18 protein-coding genes are annotated in these 15,841 nt (G+C 71.7%); 10 read left to right on the top strand and 8 right to left on the bottom strand.

Going from position 1 to position 15,841, the window contains the following annotated elements; genetic code table 11:
* Window positions 1-99: 99 nt before the first annotated feature.
* Window positions 100-756 carry a snapalysin gene (snpA, locus tag ABT381_RS12570; protein WP_351591922.1) on the bottom strand — a complete coding sequence of 219 codons (657 nt, stop codon included), beginning with the start codon at window positions 754-756 and terminating at the stop codon, window positions 100-102.
* 229 nt (window positions 757-985) lie between these two features.
* Here snpA and ABT381_RS12565 point away from each other — a divergent pair, with 229 nt between their 5' ends.
* The 3 genes from ABT381_RS12565 (at window position 986) to ABT381_RS12555 (ending at window position 3,870) form a co-directional block, all read left to right on the top strand.
* Window positions 986-1,933, top strand: coding sequence for a LysR family transcriptional regulator (locus ABT381_RS12565; RefSeq protein ID WP_351591919.1), 948 nt, complete (start codon window positions 986-988; stop codon window positions 1,931-1,933).
* Between the two features lie 267 nt (window positions 1,934-2,200).
* Window positions 2,201-2,614, top strand: a complete 414-nt coding sequence (locus tag ABT381_RS12560) for a YciI family protein (RefSeq protein WP_351591917.1) — start codon at window positions 2,201-2,203, stop codon at window positions 2,612-2,614.
* A 14-nt stretch (window positions 2,615-2,628) separates the two neighbouring features.
* Entirely contained in the window at window positions 2,629-3,870 is a 1,242-nt protein-coding gene (locus ABT381_RS12555) for an RNA polymerase sigma factor (RefSeq protein WP_351591914.1), read from the top strand.
* A 38-nt stretch (window positions 3,871-3,908) separates the two neighbouring features.
* On the opposite strand, the gene ABT381_RS12550 is transcribed toward ABT381_RS12555, so the two are convergent.
* Entirely contained in the window at window positions 3,909-4,325 is a 417-nt protein-coding gene (locus tag ABT381_RS12550) for a hypothetical protein (RefSeq protein WP_467754578.1), read from the bottom strand.
* A 286-nt stretch (window positions 4,326-4,611) separates the two neighbouring features.
* On the opposite strand from ABT381_RS12550, the gene ABT381_RS12545 reads away from it, so the two are divergent.
* A complete protein-coding gene (locus ABT381_RS12545) occupies window positions 4,612-5,346 on the top strand; it encodes a GAF and ANTAR domain-containing protein (RefSeq protein ID WP_351591910.1) in 735 nt (244 codons plus the stop codon).
* Window positions 5,346-6,074, top strand: a complete 729-nt coding sequence (locus ABT381_RS12540; protein ID WP_351591908.1) for a GAF and ANTAR domain-containing protein — start codon at window positions 5,346-5,348, stop codon at window positions 6,072-6,074. Before ABT381_RS12545 ends, ABT381_RS12540 begins: the two co-directional genes overlap by 1 nt.
* Window positions 6,075-6,108: 34 nt before the next feature.
* Here ABT381_RS12540 and ABT381_RS12535 read toward each other — a convergent pair whose 3' ends face one another.
* The gene (locus ABT381_RS12535; RefSeq protein WP_351591906.1) at window positions 6,109-6,849 is read right to left on the bottom strand and encodes a GAF and ANTAR domain-containing protein; all 741 of its coding nucleotides are present in this window, start codon (window positions 6,847-6,849) and stop codon (window positions 6,109-6,111) included.
* A gap of 325 nt (window positions 6,850-7,174) precedes the next feature.
* On the bottom strand, window positions 7,175-7,570 hold the full coding sequence (gene sodN, locus ABT381_RS12530; RefSeq protein WP_030085982.1) for a superoxide dismutase, Ni: 396 nt from the start codon (window positions 7,568-7,570) through the stop codon (window positions 7,175-7,177).
* A 141-nt stretch (window positions 7,571-7,711) separates the two neighbouring features.
* Between sodN and sodX the strand changes: the two genes are divergently transcribed.
* Window positions 7,712-8,152: a nickel-type superoxide dismutase maturation protease gene (gene sodX / locus ABT381_RS12525; protein ID WP_351591902.1), complete on the top strand. Its 441-nt coding sequence runs from the start codon at window positions 7,712-7,714 to the stop codon at window positions 8,150-8,152.
* Here sodX and ABT381_RS12520 read toward each other — a convergent pair.
* Window positions 8,149-8,772 (bottom strand): CGNR zinc finger domain-containing protein, encoded by a 624-nt coding sequence (locus ABT381_RS12520; protein WP_351591899.1) that lies wholly within the window; start codon window positions 8,770-8,772, stop codon window positions 8,149-8,151. The two genes, sodX and ABT381_RS12520, sit on opposite strands and share 4 nt — an antisense overlap.
* Before the next feature lie 91 nt (window positions 8,773-8,863).
* Here ABT381_RS12520 and ABT381_RS12515 point away from each other — a divergent pair, with 91 nt between their 5' ends.
* Window positions 8,864-9,625, top strand: coding sequence for a class I SAM-dependent methyltransferase (locus ABT381_RS12515; protein ID WP_351591896.1), 762 nt, complete (start codon window positions 8,864-8,866; stop codon window positions 9,623-9,625).
* A 69-nt stretch (window positions 9,626-9,694) separates the two neighbouring features.
* On the opposite strand, the gene ABT381_RS12510 is transcribed toward ABT381_RS12515, so the two are convergent.
* Genes ABT381_RS12510 through ABT381_RS12500 form a run of 3 tightly spaced genes read right to left on the bottom strand, consistent with a single transcriptional unit; the run spans window position 9,695 to window position 12,446 of the window.
* Window positions 9,695-10,447, bottom strand: a complete 753-nt coding sequence (locus tag ABT381_RS12510) for an amino acid ABC transporter ATP-binding protein (protein ID WP_351591999.1) — start codon at window positions 10,445-10,447, stop codon at window positions 9,695-9,697.
* Between the two features lie 29 nt (window positions 10,448-10,476).
* A complete protein-coding gene (locus ABT381_RS12505; protein ID WP_351591893.1) occupies window positions 10,477-11,421 on the bottom strand; it encodes an amino acid ABC transporter permease in 945 nt (314 codons plus the stop codon).
* Between the two features lie 56 nt (window positions 11,422-11,477).
* Window positions 11,478-12,446, bottom strand: a complete 969-nt coding sequence (locus tag ABT381_RS12500; protein ID WP_351591890.1) for an ABC transporter substrate-binding protein — start codon at window positions 12,444-12,446, stop codon at window positions 11,478-11,480.
* Window positions 12,447-13,010: 564 nt separating this feature from the next.
* On the opposite strand from ABT381_RS12500, the gene ABT381_RS12495 reads away from it, so the two are divergent.
* The 3 genes from ABT381_RS12495 to ABT381_RS12485 form a co-directional block, all read left to right on the top strand.
* Window positions 13,011-14,213, top strand: a complete 1,203-nt coding sequence (locus ABT381_RS12495; RefSeq protein WP_351591887.1) for an NAD(P)-dependent malic enzyme — start codon at window positions 13,011-13,013, stop codon at window positions 14,211-14,213.
* A 223-nt stretch (window positions 14,214-14,436) separates the two neighbouring features.
* Window positions 14,437-15,399 (top strand): zinc-binding dehydrogenase, encoded by a 963-nt coding sequence (locus ABT381_RS12490; protein WP_351591884.1) that lies wholly within the window; start codon window positions 14,437-14,439, stop codon window positions 15,397-15,399.
* Between the two features lie 8 nt (window positions 15,400-15,407).
* On the top strand, window positions 15,408-15,841 hold a 434-nt coding region (locus tag ABT381_RS12485), incomplete at its 3' end, for a HutD/Ves family protein (RefSeq protein ID WP_351591881.1).

The following is a 15,841-nucleotide window of genomic DNA, read 5'->3' as shown; positions in this document are numbered from 1 at the left end:
GGAGTCGCAGCTCCCACCGCGCGTCTCAGCGCGGAGCGCCGGCCGGCCGTCGGCCCGTGGTCATCGGCGGGCGGCCGACGGCCGACGGTTCGGGGAGGGTCAGGACGCCTTGCCGAAGTGGGCGCCGGTCAGGCCGTTCGCCCAGAGCTGGTCGACCTCGGCGCGCTCGTTGGCGTCCGGCTGGGAGTTGGTGCAGGACGGGCCGGGGCCGCCGCCGGACATCAGCTCGCTGCACGGGCCTTCGTAGTGGTCCGGCAGGCCGAGGACGTGGCCGGTCTCGTGCGCGGTCACGCGGGTGGAGTCGTACTCCTGGTTCTGCTGGTAGTCCAGGAAGATGTAGCCGTGACCGTGGCCGTCGGTGCTGGCGTAGGAGCCGCGCGAGTCGTTGCCCTCGCGGTAGGAGAAGTCCGCGCCGCCGCTGCCGGCCTGGAGCTTGACGTTGGAGACGGCACCGTTCCAGATCTGCGCGCTGCTGGATATCTGTTGGGCGAAGCTCGGCGCGCCGCTCGCGTCGTACGTCACCGTCACCGAAGCGGCGCCGGTCTTCTTCTGCTTGGCGAGCGCGGACTTCAGCACGGCCTCGAAGAACCGCTTGGTGTCGGCCTTCTCGGCGGCCGAGCCGACGTACCGGGCCGCCGTCACCTTGTTGTCCGTGGGGGCGGCCGAGGGGCTGGCCACCGCGGGGACGGTGGCGGCCAGGCTCGCTGCCAGGCCCAGACCGAGTGCGGCCGACAGCACCGTCTTGGGAGATCTCATGTGGGGGGCTCCTTAGTGTCCGGGGGACCCGGCCGAGGTGTGGGGCAACGGCCGGGACCCGCGGATGAACTGTGGTGCCGCTGAGTCTGAGGGAGACATCCGGGGGGCGCGGAGATTCCATGTGGCGATAGGACAGTCCAATAACCCCTGAGAAATGTGTGCTTCGCGGGGTTCAGGTGGCTGGTGCGACACGTAAGGACGTCGTTATGCTCCGCGCGTGGAGCTTGAGGTGAGGCACCTACGTGCGCTGTGCGCCATCGCCGACACCGGCAGCGTACGCAAGGCCGCCCGGCAACTGGGCATGACCCAGCCCTCCCTGACCACGCAGCTGCGGCGCATCGAGAACGCGCTGGGCGGCCAGCTCTTCATCCGCGAGCGCTCCGGCAGCCGGCCGACGCCGCTCGGCCACACCGTCCTGCACCGCGCCCGGCCGATAGTGGCGGAGATGGCCGCGCTGGTCGACGAGACCAGGTCGGCGGTGGTGCGCGAGCAGGGCGCACGGCTGCGCGTGGGCAGCACCGGCAGCCGCGCGGTGGCGGGCTGGCTGCGCCGGCTGCGGGCCCGGCTGCCCGAGACCGACACCACGATACGGATCGACCTGTCGGGCAACACCCTGCTGCAGATGGTCGCCGCCGGTCAGCTCGACGCGGCCTTCGTGCACGAGGTCGAGGGCTCGCCGCTGCGCGTCCCCGACGGGCTGGAAGAACGCGAACTCCTCGCCCGGGAGCCCCAGTTCATGGCGCTCCCGGCGACGCACCCGGCGGCCGGGCTGGAGGCCGTCACGCTCGCCGACCTCGCCGAGGACCAGTGGATGGTCGACCCGTCCGTGGACGGCGAGTGGGCCGGGCTGCGGCGGATCTTCACCGCGGCCGGGATGGACCCGCGCGTGGTGCACGGCGACTACCTCGCGGCGGCCGACCTGGTCGCGGCCGGCGAGGTCGTCACGCCCTGCCAGCCGACCTCCCGCCCCCGCCACGGCATGGTCGTCCGCCCGCTGCGCGGCGACCCGCTGGCCGTACGGCTGTTCCTGGCGTACCGCGGCGGCGGGCGTGACACCGAGTGGGTCGACGCGCTCTTCGACGACTTGCGGGCCGCGTACATGGAAGTGGCCTGGGCGAGCACCGCGTACCGCAAGTGGCTGGTCCGACACGAGAGCCTGCTGGCGGTGGGGTCCTAGCCGACCGCTGCTCGAGGGGACACGCTGCCTCCGCACGCCCTGACCGCGCCCGGGCGGGATCCGGAACGGCGCGGCGCGCTTGCCCCGTATGCCGTGCGGGGGGCGGGCGCCGCGAGGAGAATTCATGGCGGAGGCTCGTACGCGGCAGGGCAGCCGGAATTCTCCGAAGATTTTTCTCCTCCTCGTGTCGAGGACCGGCCGTCGGCTCCGACGTCTCCGGTGAGAGGCGCCCGGCCGGACGCCGACAGCTCCCGAGGAGTGAGTGACATGAAGTACATGCTGATGATCCAGGCGAGCCAGGCCCACTACGACGCCATGAACGGCAAGGACTCCGGCAAGGTGCGGTGGAGCGAGGGCGACCTCAAGGCGATGTTCCAGTTCATGGAGAACCTCAACAACGACCTCGCCGAGAACGGCGAGATGATCGACGGGCAGGGGCTGAGCGAGCCCGCGCAGGCTCGCGTCGTGTCCCCCGGCAAGGACGGCGTACCGGTCGTCGCCGACGGCCCCTACGGCGAGACCAAGGAAGTGCTCTGCGGCTACTGGCTCCTGGACTGCGCGTCCCTGGACCGCGCCACCGAGATCGCGAAGCGCATCCTGCAGTGTCCGGTCCCCGAGGGCGCCGAGAACGGCCCCGTCACCATCCGGTCCATCCCCGACAACCCGCCCTGCGACGTCTGAGGCGACCGGGGGCCGTGGGCGCACCGGAACGGACCGAGGACCTGCTGCGCGCGCTCGCGCCGCAGGTCCTCGGCGCGCTCGTGCGGCGGTACGGGCACTTCGACCTCGCCGAGGACGCCGTACAGGAAGCGCTGCTGGCCGCCGCGGTCCAGTGGCCCGGGGCCGGCCGCCCGGACAACCCGCGCGGCTGGCTGATCAAGGTCGGCGCGCGCCGGCTCACGGACCTGCTGCGCGGTGAGGAGGCGCGGCGGCGGCGCGAGGAGACCGCGTACGCGCTGACGCCGCGCGACGAGTTCCACGCCCCCGCGCCGGGGGAGAGCCGCGCTCCCAGCGAGGACGACACCCTCACCCTGCTCTTCCTGTGCTGCCACCCCGCGCTGACCCCGGCCGCCCAGACCGCGCTGACGCTGCGCGCCGTCGGCGGCCTGACCACCGCCGAGATCGCCCGCGCCTACCTGGTGCCGGAGCCGACCATGGCGCAGCGGATCAGCCGCGCCAAACAGCGGATCAAGGCGGCCGGCGGGCACTTCGCGCCGCCGGCCCCCGAGGAGCGCGACGCGCGGCTCGGCGCGGTCCTGCAGATCCTCTACCTGATCTTCAACGAGGGGTACACCGCGACCTCCGGCAGCCGGCTGCAGCGCGTCGAGCTGGCCCAGGAGGCCATCCGGCTGGCCCGGTCGCTGCGCGCGCTGCTCCCGGAGGACGGCGAGGTGGCCGGGCTGCTGGCCCTGATGCTGCTGACCGACGCCCGCCGCGCGGCGCGCACGGCGCCCGACGGGTCGCTCGTCCCGCTCGCCGAACAGGACCGCGGCGCCTGGGACCGGGCGGCGATCGCCGAGGGCGTAGCGCTGGTCAGCGACGCGCTCCGCCGCACGGCCCTCGGCCCGTACCAGCTCCAGGCCGCGATCGCCGCGGTGCACGACGAGGCGGAGCGGCCCGAGGACACCGACTGGCGCGAGATCCTCGGCCTGTACCGCCTGCTGGCCAGGATCGCGCCGAGCCCGGTGGTCACCCTCAACGAGGCGGTCGCGCTCGCCATGGTCAGCGGGCCCCGGGCCGGCCTGGACCTCCTCGCCACCGTCGCCGGTGACCCGCATCTCGCGGACCACCACCGCCTCGAAGCGGTCCGCGCGCACCTGCTGGAGCAGGCCGGGGAGAGCGCCGAGGCCCGCGCGGCATACGGTCGCGCCGCCGAACGCGCGCTCAGCGTCCCGGAGAAGCGCTATCTGCAGACCCGGGCGGCGCGGCTGCGCTGAGCGGCCGCCCCGGCCGCCCCGGCCGCTCCGGAATTCGGTCAGAGGCGGCGGATCCGGGCGGAAATGCCATGACCGACAAGCAGGTAAATCACGGCAGGCAGCCCGTAATTGAGGAGCACGCGAAGTCCTTCCGTGTCCATGGTGAAAATGTCCTGCGACCACCATGCGAGTCCGTCCGCGACGCTCTCCACGAAATCGACGAACACATTCGCCTGGTTGGCGCCGAGCAGGTAAAGCAGAATCCACAGGACGAGGAACGCCGCGGCAATGTCGGCGATCGTATGGATGATCAATGCGGTGCGTGCCGTGCCGGCGCCGTCGCGCGGGCGGCGGTACCGCTCCCGGCTCGGGCCGCCGTACCCCGGCTGCCCCTGGTCGTACGGCGCTGCCGGGCCGGGGTCGTACGGGGCCTGCCCGGCGTCGTAATGGCCCTGCGGGGCGTACGGACCGTTCACCGGCACGGAGTCGTGGGGGTTGCTCACGGGATTTTCCCATCCGGCGCCAAAACGCCTCGACGAAGATGAATGGAGCACGGCCGGTGGCACGCCGGGGCGTTTCCGTCCGCATTTCTGCCGGCGCTTTCCGCACCCGCATTCCTCTCTGCGCCGCAAAGCCCCCGCAGCGTTACCGCCCGGGTTGCCTTCGGCAGCGGGCGCGCAGCGGATAGGCTGGTGGAATCGCCCACTGGGGCATGGTCTGGAGCTGTTGGTGTGGCGGGTAGGGGAGAGCAGGTGACCGCCGATGGGTACGAGCGCAGGAATGGCGGCCGTGCTGCAGACCCTGCACCCGGTCACCGGCTCCGGGGGACTGATCGGCAGCGACCCCGAGGGCTGCGCCCGGGTGCTGGGCGTCGACGGCGTCGCGCTGTCACTGTTGACCAGCGACGGCACCTCCGAGCTGGTGTGGGCGTCGGAGGGCGACAGCCGCCGGCTGGAGGACCTGCAGTTCACACTGGGCGAGGGCCCCGGCGTCGATGCGGTGGGCCACGGCTCGCTGGTGGTGGAGCCGGACCTGGGCCGGCTGCCCGCCGGGCGCTGGCCCGTGCTGCTGCCGGAGCTGGCGGCGCTCGGCGTCGGCGCGGTCTTCTGCTTCCCGCTGCTGGTCGGCCGCGTCTGCATGGGGGTACTGACCCTCCAGCGGCGGGCGAGCGGGCCGCTGACCGACGCCAGTATGGACGACGCGCTGATCCTGACCGGCGCGCTGACCGCCGTGCTCCTGGACGGCGGGGCCGCGAGCGACGCGCTCATGGCCGTGGAGCGCCCGTCCGACCTCTATCGTGCGGCCGTCCACCAGGCGACCGGCATGATCAGCGTGCAGGCAGGAATACCGCTGTCCCAGGCGCTCCTCCGGCTGCGCGCGTACGCCTACCGGCACGGCCGGCCGATCCTGGAGGTCGCCGAGGACGTGGTCGCCAGGCGCCTGGACTTTCGCAATGATGGACCCGAGCCGGACCCGTCTGGCCGGAAGAGGGGATGATGGCGGTGGCTCCGCAGGAAAGGGTGCTGCAGGCGTTCGGCGAAGCGGTCGGCACGCTGATCGACGACTTCGACCTGATCGACGCGCTGCACCGGCTGTGCGCGCGGGGCGTCGAGTTCCTCGACGTGACCGCGGTCGGCATCATGCTCGCCGATCCGCACGGTGACCTGCAGGTGCTCGCGGCCTCCGACGAACGCACCGGACTGCTGGAGCTGTTCGCCGTGCAGGGCGAGGAGGGCCCCTGCGCCGAGAGCTACCGCACCGGCGAGGCCCTGGTGAACGCCTCCCTCGCCGCGCCCGCCGACACCGCCCGCTTCCCGGTGTTCGCCGAGCGGGCCCGGCAGGCGGGGTACGCCACCGCCCACGCGCTGCCGCTGCGGCTGCGGCAGCGGAGCATCGGCGCGATAGGCATGCTCCACGCGGGACCGCACACGCTGGACCCCTCGGGGGTACGGCTGGGCCGGACGCTCGCCGACGTGGCGACCATCGCCGTCCTCCAGCAGCACACCATCGAGCAGGGCAACGTCGAACGGGTCCAGGTGCAGGCGGCGCTCGTCAGCCGTACCGTCATCGAGCAGGCCCAGGGCGTGCTCGCGGAGCGCTGGGCGACCGGCGTCGACGAGGCGTTCGAGGCGCTGCGCGGCTATGCCCGCCGGAACCGTGAGCGGCTGGCCGACGTCGCTCGCCGGGTCATCGACGGCACGCTGGACGCCGCGGCACTCCGGTAGCCGCTGCTCCTCAGAGCCGGCTGGCCTCTTCTCCTCAGGAGCCGTACGGGCCGCGGCCCTCGTCGAAGGCGCCACCGCCGTGCGTTCCGCCGTGCAGCCGGTCCAGCGTCTCCTCCGCGATCTCGGGCAGCGGCTTCCCGGTGACGAACGCGTCGGCGCGCAGCCGGGCGAGCGCCTCGGCCACGGGCACGCCCGTCTCCTGGGAGAGCATCCCGGCCGCGCGGTGCGTACGGCCCCAGTGCGCGTCCATCATCGGCGTCGGGTTCCACGGCAGGGCCGTCGGGGCCGTCAGCAGCGCCACCGTCGCGGCGCGCGTGGCCCGCGCACACTCCCGTACGGTCTCCTCGTCCGGGTCCCACGGCTCGTGCCGCAGCAGGTCGACGGAGCCCACGGGGTGCTCCTCTGAGCCGTCGCTCATCGGGAAGGCGTACACCGAGCCGATCTTCCCGAGCGCGTGGCGCGCCGCGGCGCCGAAGATCGGCCACTGCGTCAGCCGGCCGTGCAGATCGGCCACGATCACCGCCTGCCCGGTCGCCGCCGCCGTCACGCACGGCCCCTCGTCCACCTCGAACTGGACCTCCTCCAGCCGCATCGCCGACTCGCCGCACGCGTGCAGGAGCTGGCGGTCGGGGGTATCGGTGAGCAGCGAGATCGTCGCGCCGTCCACCGGAAGGGCCACACACATGGCCTCGCACAGCCGCTCGGGGAGCCTGCGCGCGTCTCCCTCGGAGGCTGCGGCCAGCACCAGCTCCGCCGCGGCGGACGAATCCGTCATACGATCACTTGCCCGGGTAGGTGGTCCTCTCGAAAAGGCCTGCCTCAACGGGTAACCCTCCGGCCCCGACGGCAAACCACTCCCGTGCCGCGCGCCTACGGCCGAGCCGACACCTGCGGGTGACCACGGAACGCCACTCCGTCACCACGACCGGCCCCACCGCCGAACCCGCCGCGGCCAAAGGCGCGTTGGGGCGGGAGCGGCCGGACGGAAAAGACCGCACCCGGTCCGCCGTGGCCGCCGTATTCGGGCGGCCTGCGGACCGGGTGCGGTCGGATGGGCCAGGAGAACCGCGCAATCGCGGGGCAACGGGCCCGGCCCAGAGTCAGGCCTTCTTGGTCTCCCAGAAGATCTTGTCGATCTGGGCGATGTAGTCCAGCGCCTTCTGGCCGGTGGCGGGGTCGTTCGAACCCTTGGCGGCCGACAGGGCCTTGAGGGTGTCGTTGACCAGCTGGTGCAGCTCCGGGTACTTCTCGAAGTGCGGGGGCTTGAAGTAGTCGCTCCACAGCACCGAAACGTGGTGCTTGGCCAGCTCCGCGCGCTGCTCCTTGATGAGGACCGCGCGGGTGCGGAAGTCCGCATCCTCGTTGGCCTGGTACTTCTCCTGCACGGCCTTGACCGACTCGGCCTCGATGCGGGCCTGGGCAGGGTCGTAGACACCGCAGGGCAGGTCGCAGTGGGCGCTGACCTTCACCTTGGGGGCGAACAGGCGGGAAAGCATGTTCAGTCCTTCCTCGTGATCGTCTTCTCAGGTGCGAGATTACTCGGTACGGGAAGGCTTTTCTCGGGTGCCCCGGGGGTCTTAGGGCAAAAGTCCAGTGTCAGGCTGGGACTGGTGGAGGAACGGACCGGGAGGTGCCGGATGCCGGAGCAGGTGCATGAGCGCTGGCCCGATCAGGGGCAGGAGCAGGGCCGGGAGGGCAGGGGACCGCTCCGGACGATCGGTCTGGCGGAGGTGTACAACCCCTCGATGGTGCCCACTTTGCGGCCCGGGGACCAGTTGGTGGTCCGGTACGGCGCGGTAGTGCGGCCGGGCGACGTGATCGTCCTGAAACACCCCTTCCGGCAGGATCTGCTCATCGTCAAACGGGCGGTGGAGCGGCGCGACGGCGGCTGGTGGGTCCAGGGGGACAACCCCTTCGTGGAGAACGACAGCCGGGAGTTCGGCACGGTGCCCGACGAGCTGGTGGTCGCCCGCGCCTGGCTGCGGGTGCGGCCGCCGCGCGAGGTGCGGCGGTCGGTCGTCGGGGTGCTGTCCTGGGCGGCGTCGGCGGTCCGGCCGGTACGGAACGTCCGGCGTTAGCCGCCCGCGCCTTCCGGCTCCTCGGGGGCCTTCTCCGGCTCGGTGCGGGCGGCGGCGGCCGACTCCTGGCGCTTGCGGGCGCGGTAGGCCGCGACGTTGGCGCGGGTGGCGCAGCGGTCGGAGCAGTAGCGCCGGGAGCGGTTGGTGGAGGTGTCGAGGTAGACGTTGCGGCACGGCGCCGCCTGGCAGCTGCCGAGGCGGTCCACGCCCAGTTCGGTGAGGTGGACGGCCAGGCCCATGCAGGCGGTGGCCGTGTAGCCGGCGGTGGCGTTGGCGGCGTGGTCGGCGATGTGCAGGTGCCAGTCGGGGCGGCCGTCGGCGTCTCGCGTCTCGTGCCCGGAGATCTGCGGGCTGACCGGGTATTCCATGAGCAGGGCGTTGAGGAGGTCGACGGCGAGGGTCTCGTCCCCGGAACCGGCCGCCTCGAAGATCGCGCGCAGCCGGGCCCGTACGGCGCGCAGGCGGGTCACGTCGGCGTCCGTGGCGCGCCGGGCGGTGTGCTGGGCGGGGCCGAAGAGGGCGCGTACGGCCTCGACCGAGGTCAGGGTGTCGGTGCCGCGCTCCGGCTGCTCGCTGTTGACCAGCCGCACGGCATAGTCCGAGTAATAGGCCAGTTCCACTTGTAGTCCTTACCGGGCGCGGGCTAGTCTGCGTACTGAGCCCGTAATGGGCGTTGTCTGTTCGAGGGTATTACAGGCGAGAGGGGTTCCGGTGACCGAGGCCGTGGCACGGGCGGACTGGCGGGCGTGGCAGGACAGTTGGGACCGGCAGCAGGAGTGGTACCTGCCGGACCGCGAGGAGCGGTTCCGGGTGATGCTGGACATGGTCGAGGCGGTGGCGGGTCCCGAGCCGCGCGTCCTGGACCTCGCGTGCGGCACCGGCAGTATCACCGACCGGCTGCTGAAGCGGCTGCCGGGTGCGCTCAGCACGGGCGTCGATCTCGACCCGGCGCTGCTGGCCATCGCGGAGGGGTACTTCGCGGGCGAGCGGCGGGTGGAGTTCGTCCGGGCCGACCTGAAGGACCCGGCGTGGCCGGCGAAGCTGCCGTACGAGACGTACGACGCGGTACTGACCGCCACCGCGCTGCACTGGCTGCACAGCGACGAGCTGAGCGTGCTGTACGGGCAGCTGGCGGGCCTGGTCCGGGAGGGCGGCGTCTTCCTGAACGCCGACCACATGCCCGACCCGGCGACGCCCCGGCTGAACGCCGCCGACCGGGCGCAGCGGCACGCCCGCATGGACGCGGCCAAGGCGGCCGGCGCGGTGGACTGGAAGGAATGGTGGGCGCTCGCGGCCGCCGACCCGGTGCTGGCAGGCCCGACCGCCGAGCGGTTCGAGATCTACGGCGAGCACGCGGACGGCGACACCCCCTCGGCGGAGTGGCACGCACAGGCCCTCCGGAACGCCGGCTTCGCCGAGGCTCGCACGGTCTGGGCCTCGCCGTCGGACGCGATGGTGCTGGGGCTGAAGTAGGGACGAATGCGGGAGGGGGCGGTACCGGGCGTGCCCGCCCCTACCGCCCCCTCCCGCGTACCGCGTGCCTCAGAGGACCTTCGACAGGAAGGACTTGGTGCGTTCGTGCTGCGGCTTGGTCAGGACGTCGCGCGGGTGGCCGGACTCGACGACCACGCCGTCGTCCATGAAGACCAGCGAGTCGCCGACCTCCCGGGCGAAGCCCATCTCGTGGGTGACGACGACCATGGTCATGCCGTCGGCGGCCAGGTCCTTCATGACGTCCAGGACGTCGCCGACCAGCTCCGGGTCGAGGGCCGAGGTCGGCTCGTCGAAGAGCATCAGCTTGGGCTCCATGGCCAGCGCGCGGGCGATCGCCACGCGCTGCTGCTGGCCGCCGGAGAGCTGCGAGGGGTAGTTGCCGGCCTTGTCCTTCAGGCCCACCCGGTCCAGCAGCTTCAGCGCGCGCTCGCGGGCCGACGCCTTGGACTCGCGCTTGACCTGGACGGGCGCCTCCATGACGTTCTCCACCGCCGTCATGTGCGGGAAGAGGTTGAAGCGCTGGAAGACCATGCCGATGTCGCGGCGGCGGGCCGCGACCTCCCGGTCGCGCAGCTCGTGCAGCTTGCCGTTGTGCTCGCGGTAGCCGACCAGCTCGCCGTCGACCGAGAGCCGGCCGGCGTTGATCTTCTCCAGGTGGTTGATGCAGCGCAGGAAGGTCGACTTGCCGGAGCCGGACGGGCCGATCAGGCAGAAGACCTCCTTGGGCGCGACCTCCAGGTCGATGCCCTTGAGGACGTGCGCGGCGCCGAAGGACTTGTGGACGCCCTCGGCCTTGACCATGGGGACGGCCTTGTTGCTGGTCTTGTCCGTCATGCGGCACCTCCGGCGGAACGGTTGAAGCCGCCGGACAGCTTGGCCTTGGCGCGCTGCAGCGGGGTGAGCGGGAGCTGGCGGCTGGAGCCGCGGGCGTAGTGGCGCTCCAGGTAGTACTGACCGACGCTGAGCACGCTGGTGGCGACGAGGTACCAGACGGCGGCGAGGATCAGCATCTCCACGACGACGCCGGAGTCCCGGCCGACGTTCTGCGCGGACTGCAGCAGGTCGTAGTACTGGACCGCGATCACCAGCGAGGAGGTCTTGAGCATGTTGATGACCTCGTTGCCGGTCGGCGGCACGATCACGCGCATCGCCTGGGGCACGACGATCCGGCGCAGCGTCCTGCCGTGGCTCATGCCGAGCGCCTGCGCGGCCTCGGTCTGGCCCTCATCGACGGCGGTCAGGCCGGCGCGGCAGATCTCCGCCATGTACGCGGCCTCGTTCAGGCCGAGGCCGAGCAGCGCGCACAGGAACGGGGTCATGAAGTCCGACCACTCGTCCTTGTAGACCGGCATGATGTCGATGTACTGGAAGACGAGGCCCAGGTTGAACCACAGGAAGAGCTGGACGTAGACCGGCGTGCCGCGGAAGAACCAGATGTAGAACCACGCGACGGTCGAGGTCACCGGGTTCTTGGACTGGCGCATCACGGCGAGGATCACGCCGAGCACCACGCCGATCACCATGGAGAGCACGGTGATCAGGAGGGTGTTGCGCAGACCGCGCAGGATGTCCGAGTTGAAGAGGTAGTCGGGGATCGCGTTCCAGTTGACGTTGCCGGTCGCGAACGCCCGGACGAGGAGCGCGAGCACGGCGATGACCACCACGGCGGCGACCCAGCGGCCGTAGTGGCGCACGGGGACGGCCTTGATGGGCTCGGGCTGCGGCGGGGGAGCGTCCTGCGGCGGCCTGGCCGCCTTGTCGACGTCGACAGACACGGATGTTGCCTTTCGGGGTTCGGCGGAGTTCAGCGGGCGGGAAGGGCGGCGCGCGGCTACGAACCGGCGTTGAGCTTCACTTCCTTGACCCCGGCGTCCTTGACCTGCCACTTCTTGAGGACCTTGGCGTAGTCCCCGTTCTTGATCGTCGCCTCCAGGGCGGCCTTGAGGGCGTCGCGCAGCTTCGCCTGGCCCTTGGGGACGGCGATGCCGTACGGGGCCGCCTCGACCTGGTCGCCGACGACCTCGAAGTCCTTGCCGCCGCCGGAGGTCTTCACGGCGTACGCGGCGACCGGGTAGTCGCTGGAGACCGCGTCCACACCGGCGGTGCGCAGCCGGGTCTGGGCCTCGGAGTCGTTGTCGAACGCCTCGATGGAGATCGTCTCCTCGCCGTCCTTCTTGCACTTCTTCGCCTGGTCCTTGGCGTAGTCGTGCGAGACGGTGCCGCGCTGGACGGCGATGGACTTGCCGCACAGGTCGGCCCAGCCCGAGACGGTGTCGCTCTTGCCCTTCTGGACGTAGAGCGAGACGCCCGCGTTGAAGTAGTCGACGAAGTCGACGCCCTCGCCGATCTTCTTGCCGGTGGTGGAGTCCAGGCCCTCCTGGCGCTCCTTGGTGTCCGTCATCGCCGACATGGCGAGGTCGTACCGCTTGGACTTCAGGCCGCCCATGAGGGTGTCGAAGGTAGCGTTGTTGAAGTTGAGCTTGACGCCCAGCTGCTTGCTCATGGCGGCGGCGAGGTCGGGGTCGATGCCGACGATCGCCCCGTTCTTCCGGAACTCCACCGGCTTGTACGTCGCGTCCGAGCCGACCTGGAGGAAACCCTTGTCCTGCACGGCCTTGGGGAGCTTCTTGAAGAGCGGGGCGTGCACGTTGCGGGTCTTCGCGGCCTCGCGCTTGGCGATGGCGGCGTCCGTCTGGTCGCCGCAGCCGCTGAGCAGGAGGGCGGCCACGACCACTGTCGCTGCGCCGGCGGCCGTGCGTGACCTGCCGGAGGCCGGGCGACGGCGGGAACTTGCGGTCATGCGTTTCCTCCTGCTGCGGAACGGATGGAGCCGGTGGGGAACCGGGGGTGGGAGCCGGCGGGAAACCGGGGTGGAAACCGGCCGGCTGGGGGCCGGGCACACACCATCGGGCATCGCGACCTCGTTCGGTCACGGAATCTTGCCATCCGGACTCCGGTATTCGGACTGCCGAACAGGTCAAAATCGCATAACGGACGTGGCAAGGCTGGTCAGCGCCGGATGACGGGCTTGCCCGGACCGCCGCGGAGGCGGTACGGGCCCGAAGTCTCGGTATGTGGACGGAAGATGATCCACGCGTCCGGCTTTTCGAGCGGTTCGCGACTATTGTCGGAATTGAGAACGCGAGGGTAACCAATCTGACTCGTCGGCGGTCGCACCCGTCGGGTACAAAGGGTCGTTACACCCCTCATCCGGGGCTCAGGGCGCGTGTGCGGCGCGCCCGGCGTCCGTACCTCCCCCCGCGCGGCGGTCATCCGTCGCTCAGGGCGCGGACGCGGTGCCCGCCCACCCCTCAACCAGGGAGTGGCCACCCTCAACTGTTTTACGAATAAAGGGGTCAGACAAGTGGCAGCGGAGATCGTCAATCCTCGCAGCGACAGCAGCACGGACGGAGAACCGTTCGATCCGGCCTTCGCCCTCCACCGGGGCGGCAAGATGGCCGTCCAGGCGACGGTGCCGGTGCGCAACCGGGACGACCTGTCCCTCGCGTACACGCCCGGCGTCGCCAAGGTGTGCAGCGCCATTGCCGAGCAGCCCGAGCTCGTCCACGAGTACACCTGGAAGTCGCAGGTCGTCGCCGTGGTCACGGACGGCACCGCGGTGCTGGGCCTGGGCGACATCGGCCCGGAGGCGTCCCTCCCGGTGATGGAGGGCAAGGCCATCCTCTTCAAGCAGTTCGGCGGAGTCGACGCGGTGCCGATCGCGCTCGGCACCACGGACACCGACGAGATCATCGACACGGTCGTGCGGCTCGCGCCCTCCTTCGGAGGCGTGAACCTGGAGGACATCTCCGCGCCGCGCTGCTTCGAGATCGAGCGCCGGCTTCAGGAGAAGCTGGACATCCCGATCTTCCATGACGACCAGCACGGCACCGCCGTGGTCACGCTGGCCGCGCTGCGCAACGCAGCCAAGCTCACCGACCGCGCGCTGGGGCAGCTGCGCGCGGTCATCTCGGGCGCCGGTGCGGCGGGCGTCGCCATCGCCAAGATCCTCATCGAGGCGGGCATCGGGGATGTCGCGGTGTGCGACCGCAAGGGCATCGTCTCTGCGGACCGCGACGACCTGACGGACGTCAAGCGCGAGCTGGCCGGCTTCACGAACAAGGGCGGCCTCACCGGCTCCCTGGAATCGGCGCTGGAAGGTGCGGACGTCTTCATCGGCGTCTCCGGCGGCACGGTCCCGGAGGAGGCGGTGGCGAAGATGGCGAAGGACTCGCTGATCTTCGCGATGGCCAACCCGAACCCGGAGATCCACCCGGACGTGGCGCACAAGTACGCCGCGGTCGTGGCCACCGGGCGCAGCGACTACCCGAACCAGATCAACAACGTGCTCGCCTTCCCGGGCATCTTCGCGGGCGCCCTCCAGGTGCGGGCCTCGCGGATCACCGAGGGCATGAAGCTCGCGGCCGCCGAGGCGCTGGCCGCCGTCGTCGCCGACGAGCTGAGCGCGGACAAGGTCATCCCCTCGCCGTTCGACGACCGGGTCGCCCCGGCCGTGACGGCCGCGGTGGCCGCCGCCGCCCGTGCGGAGGGCGTCGCCCGCCGCTGACCTCGCACACCGCGCCGCCGCCGTACGACCGGATGCGTACGGTGGCGGCGCGGTGCGTTTGCGGCGGCCGCCGGGCTGCCCGGCCAGGCGCCGTTGGGGTACGCCCTCGTTGCCGGGCGCGGCCACGCCGTGGCTGAGCGCGCAGTTCCCCGCGCCCCCGAAGGGGCGCGTGTCACACCGCGTCGTGGTTCCGCTACCGCACTCCGCGGCGTACGTTCGGATCATGTTCGCTGCCTACGCCGCCCGAATCGACCGTGACGATCCGCTCAGCGGCCTGGAGTTGGGTGAGCGCCCGGCTCCCGAGGTCCGCCCCGGCTGGACGACCGTCAACGTCAAGGCCGCCTCCCTCAACCACCACGACCTCTGGTCGCTGCGCGGTGTGGGGCTCGGCGAAGAAGCCCTCCCGATGATCCTCGGCTGCGACGCGGCCGGCGTCGACGCGGACGGCAACGAGGTCGTCCTGCACTCCGTGATCGGCCAGACCGGCCACGGCGTCGGCCCGAAGGAGCCGCGCTCCATCCTCACCGAGCGCTACCAGGGCACCTTCGCCGAGCAGGTCGCGGTCCCCGCCTGGAACGTACTCCCCAAGCCGAAGGAGCTCAGCTTCGCGGAGGCCGCCTGTCTGCCGACCGCCTGGCTGACCGCGTACCGGATGCTCTTCACCAACGCGGGCGTGCGGCCCGGGGACTCGGTACTGGTCCAGGGCGCGGGCGGCGGCGTGGCCACCGCGGCGATCGTCCTCGGCGCGGCGGCGGGCCTGCGGGTCTTCGCCACCAGCCGGGACGAGGCCAAGCGCAAGCGTGCGCTGGACCTGGGCGCCGAGGGCGCGTTCGCAACCGGCGAGCGGCTGCCGCAGCGGGTCGACGCGGTGATCGAGACCGTCGGCGCCGCGACCTGGTCGCATTCGGTCAAGTCCCTCAAGCCCGGCGGCACGCTCGTGATCTCGGGCGCCACCAGCGGCTTCAACCCCGAGAAGACCGAGCTGAACCGCATCTTCTTCCTGGAGCTGAAGGTCGTCGGCTCGACGATGGGCAGCAAGGAGGAGCTGGCCGGGCTGCTCAGCTTCTGCGCGGCCAAGGGCGTCAAGCCGGTCATCGACTCCGAACTGCCGCTGGACCGGGCCCGCGAGGGCTTCGCGAAGATGGCGGAGGGCGACCTCTTCGGCAAGGTCGTGCTGACCGTCTGATGCACCGGGTGCAACTGCTGCCGGCCGCCGGACGCGCCGCCGCCCCCTGGAGCAACGGGGGCGGCGTGACCCGGGAGATCGCCGCCGGGCCGCCCGGCGCGGGCTGGGACGCCTTCGACTGGCGGGTCAGCCTGGCGGACGTGGACCGGGACGGCCCGTACTCCCCGCTGCCCGGCGTCCGGCGCGTCCTCACGATGGTGGCCGGGGGCGGCATGGAGCTGACCGTGGACGGTGAGCGGACCGCCGTCACCGAGCCGTTCCGGCCGCTGTCCTTCCCCGGCGGCGCCGCCACGGACTGCCGGCTCGCCGCAGGCCCCGTCGTCAACTTCAACGTGATGGTGCGCGAGGGGCGGTGCGCCGCCGAGGTGGCGATGGCCCGCGGCCGGCACACGGTGCGCCCGGCGCCGGGCCCGGACGGCGCGGTACTGGTCGCCGCGGTGGC

The sequence above is a fragment of the Streptomyces sp. NPDC000151 genome, from assembly GCF_040301705.1.
Taxonomy (GTDB): domain Bacteria; phylum Actinomycetota; class Actinomycetes; order Streptomycetales; family Streptomycetaceae; genus Streptomyces.
The sequence above is the reverse complement of the archived record's forward strand: the minus strand, read 5'-3'. Positions and strand labels throughout refer to the sequence as shown.

What these genes read in the sequence shown, in the direction of transcription:
- snpA (WP_351591922.1), bottom strand. Translation starts at nt 756, where the DNA reads ATGAGATCTCCCAAGACGGTGCTGTCGGCCGCACTCGGTCTGGGCCTG.
- ABT381_RS12560 (WP_351591917.1), top strand. Translation starts at nt 2,201, where the DNA reads ATGAAGTACATGCTGATGATCCAGGCGAGCCAGGCCCACTACGACGCC.
- ABT381_RS12545 (WP_351591910.1), top strand. Translation starts at nt 4,612, where the DNA reads ATGGGTACGAGCGCAGGAATGGCGGCCGTGCTGCAGACCCTGCACCCG.
- ABT381_RS12540 (WP_351591908.1), top strand. Translation starts at nt 5,346, where the DNA reads ATGGCGGTGGCTCCGCAGGAAAGGGTGCTGCAGGCGTTCGGCGAAGCG.
- ABT381_RS12535 (WP_351591906.1), bottom strand. Translation starts at nt 6,849, where the DNA reads ATGACGGATTCGTCCGCCGCGGCGGAGCTGGTGCTGGCCGCAGCCTCC.
- sodN (WP_030085982.1), bottom strand. Translation starts at nt 7,570, where the DNA reads ATGCTTTCCCGCCTGTTCGCCCCCAAGGTGAAGGTCAGCGCCCACTGC.
- sodX (WP_351591902.1), top strand. Translation starts at nt 7,712, where the DNA reads ATGCCGGAGCAGGTGCATGAGCGCTGGCCCGATCAGGGGCAGGAGCAG.
- ABT381_RS12510 (WP_351591999.1), bottom strand. Translation starts at nt 10,447, where the DNA reads ATGGTCAAGGCCGAGGGCGTCCACAAGTCCTTCGGCGCCGCGCACGTC.
- ABT381_RS12500 (WP_351591890.1), bottom strand. Translation starts at nt 12,446, where the DNA reads ATGACCGCAAGTTCCCGCCGTCGCCCGGCCTCCGGCAGGTCACGCACG.
- ABT381_RS12490 (WP_351591884.1), top strand. Translation starts at nt 14,437, where the DNA reads ATGTTCGCTGCCTACGCCGCCCGAATCGACCGTGACGATCCGCTCAGC.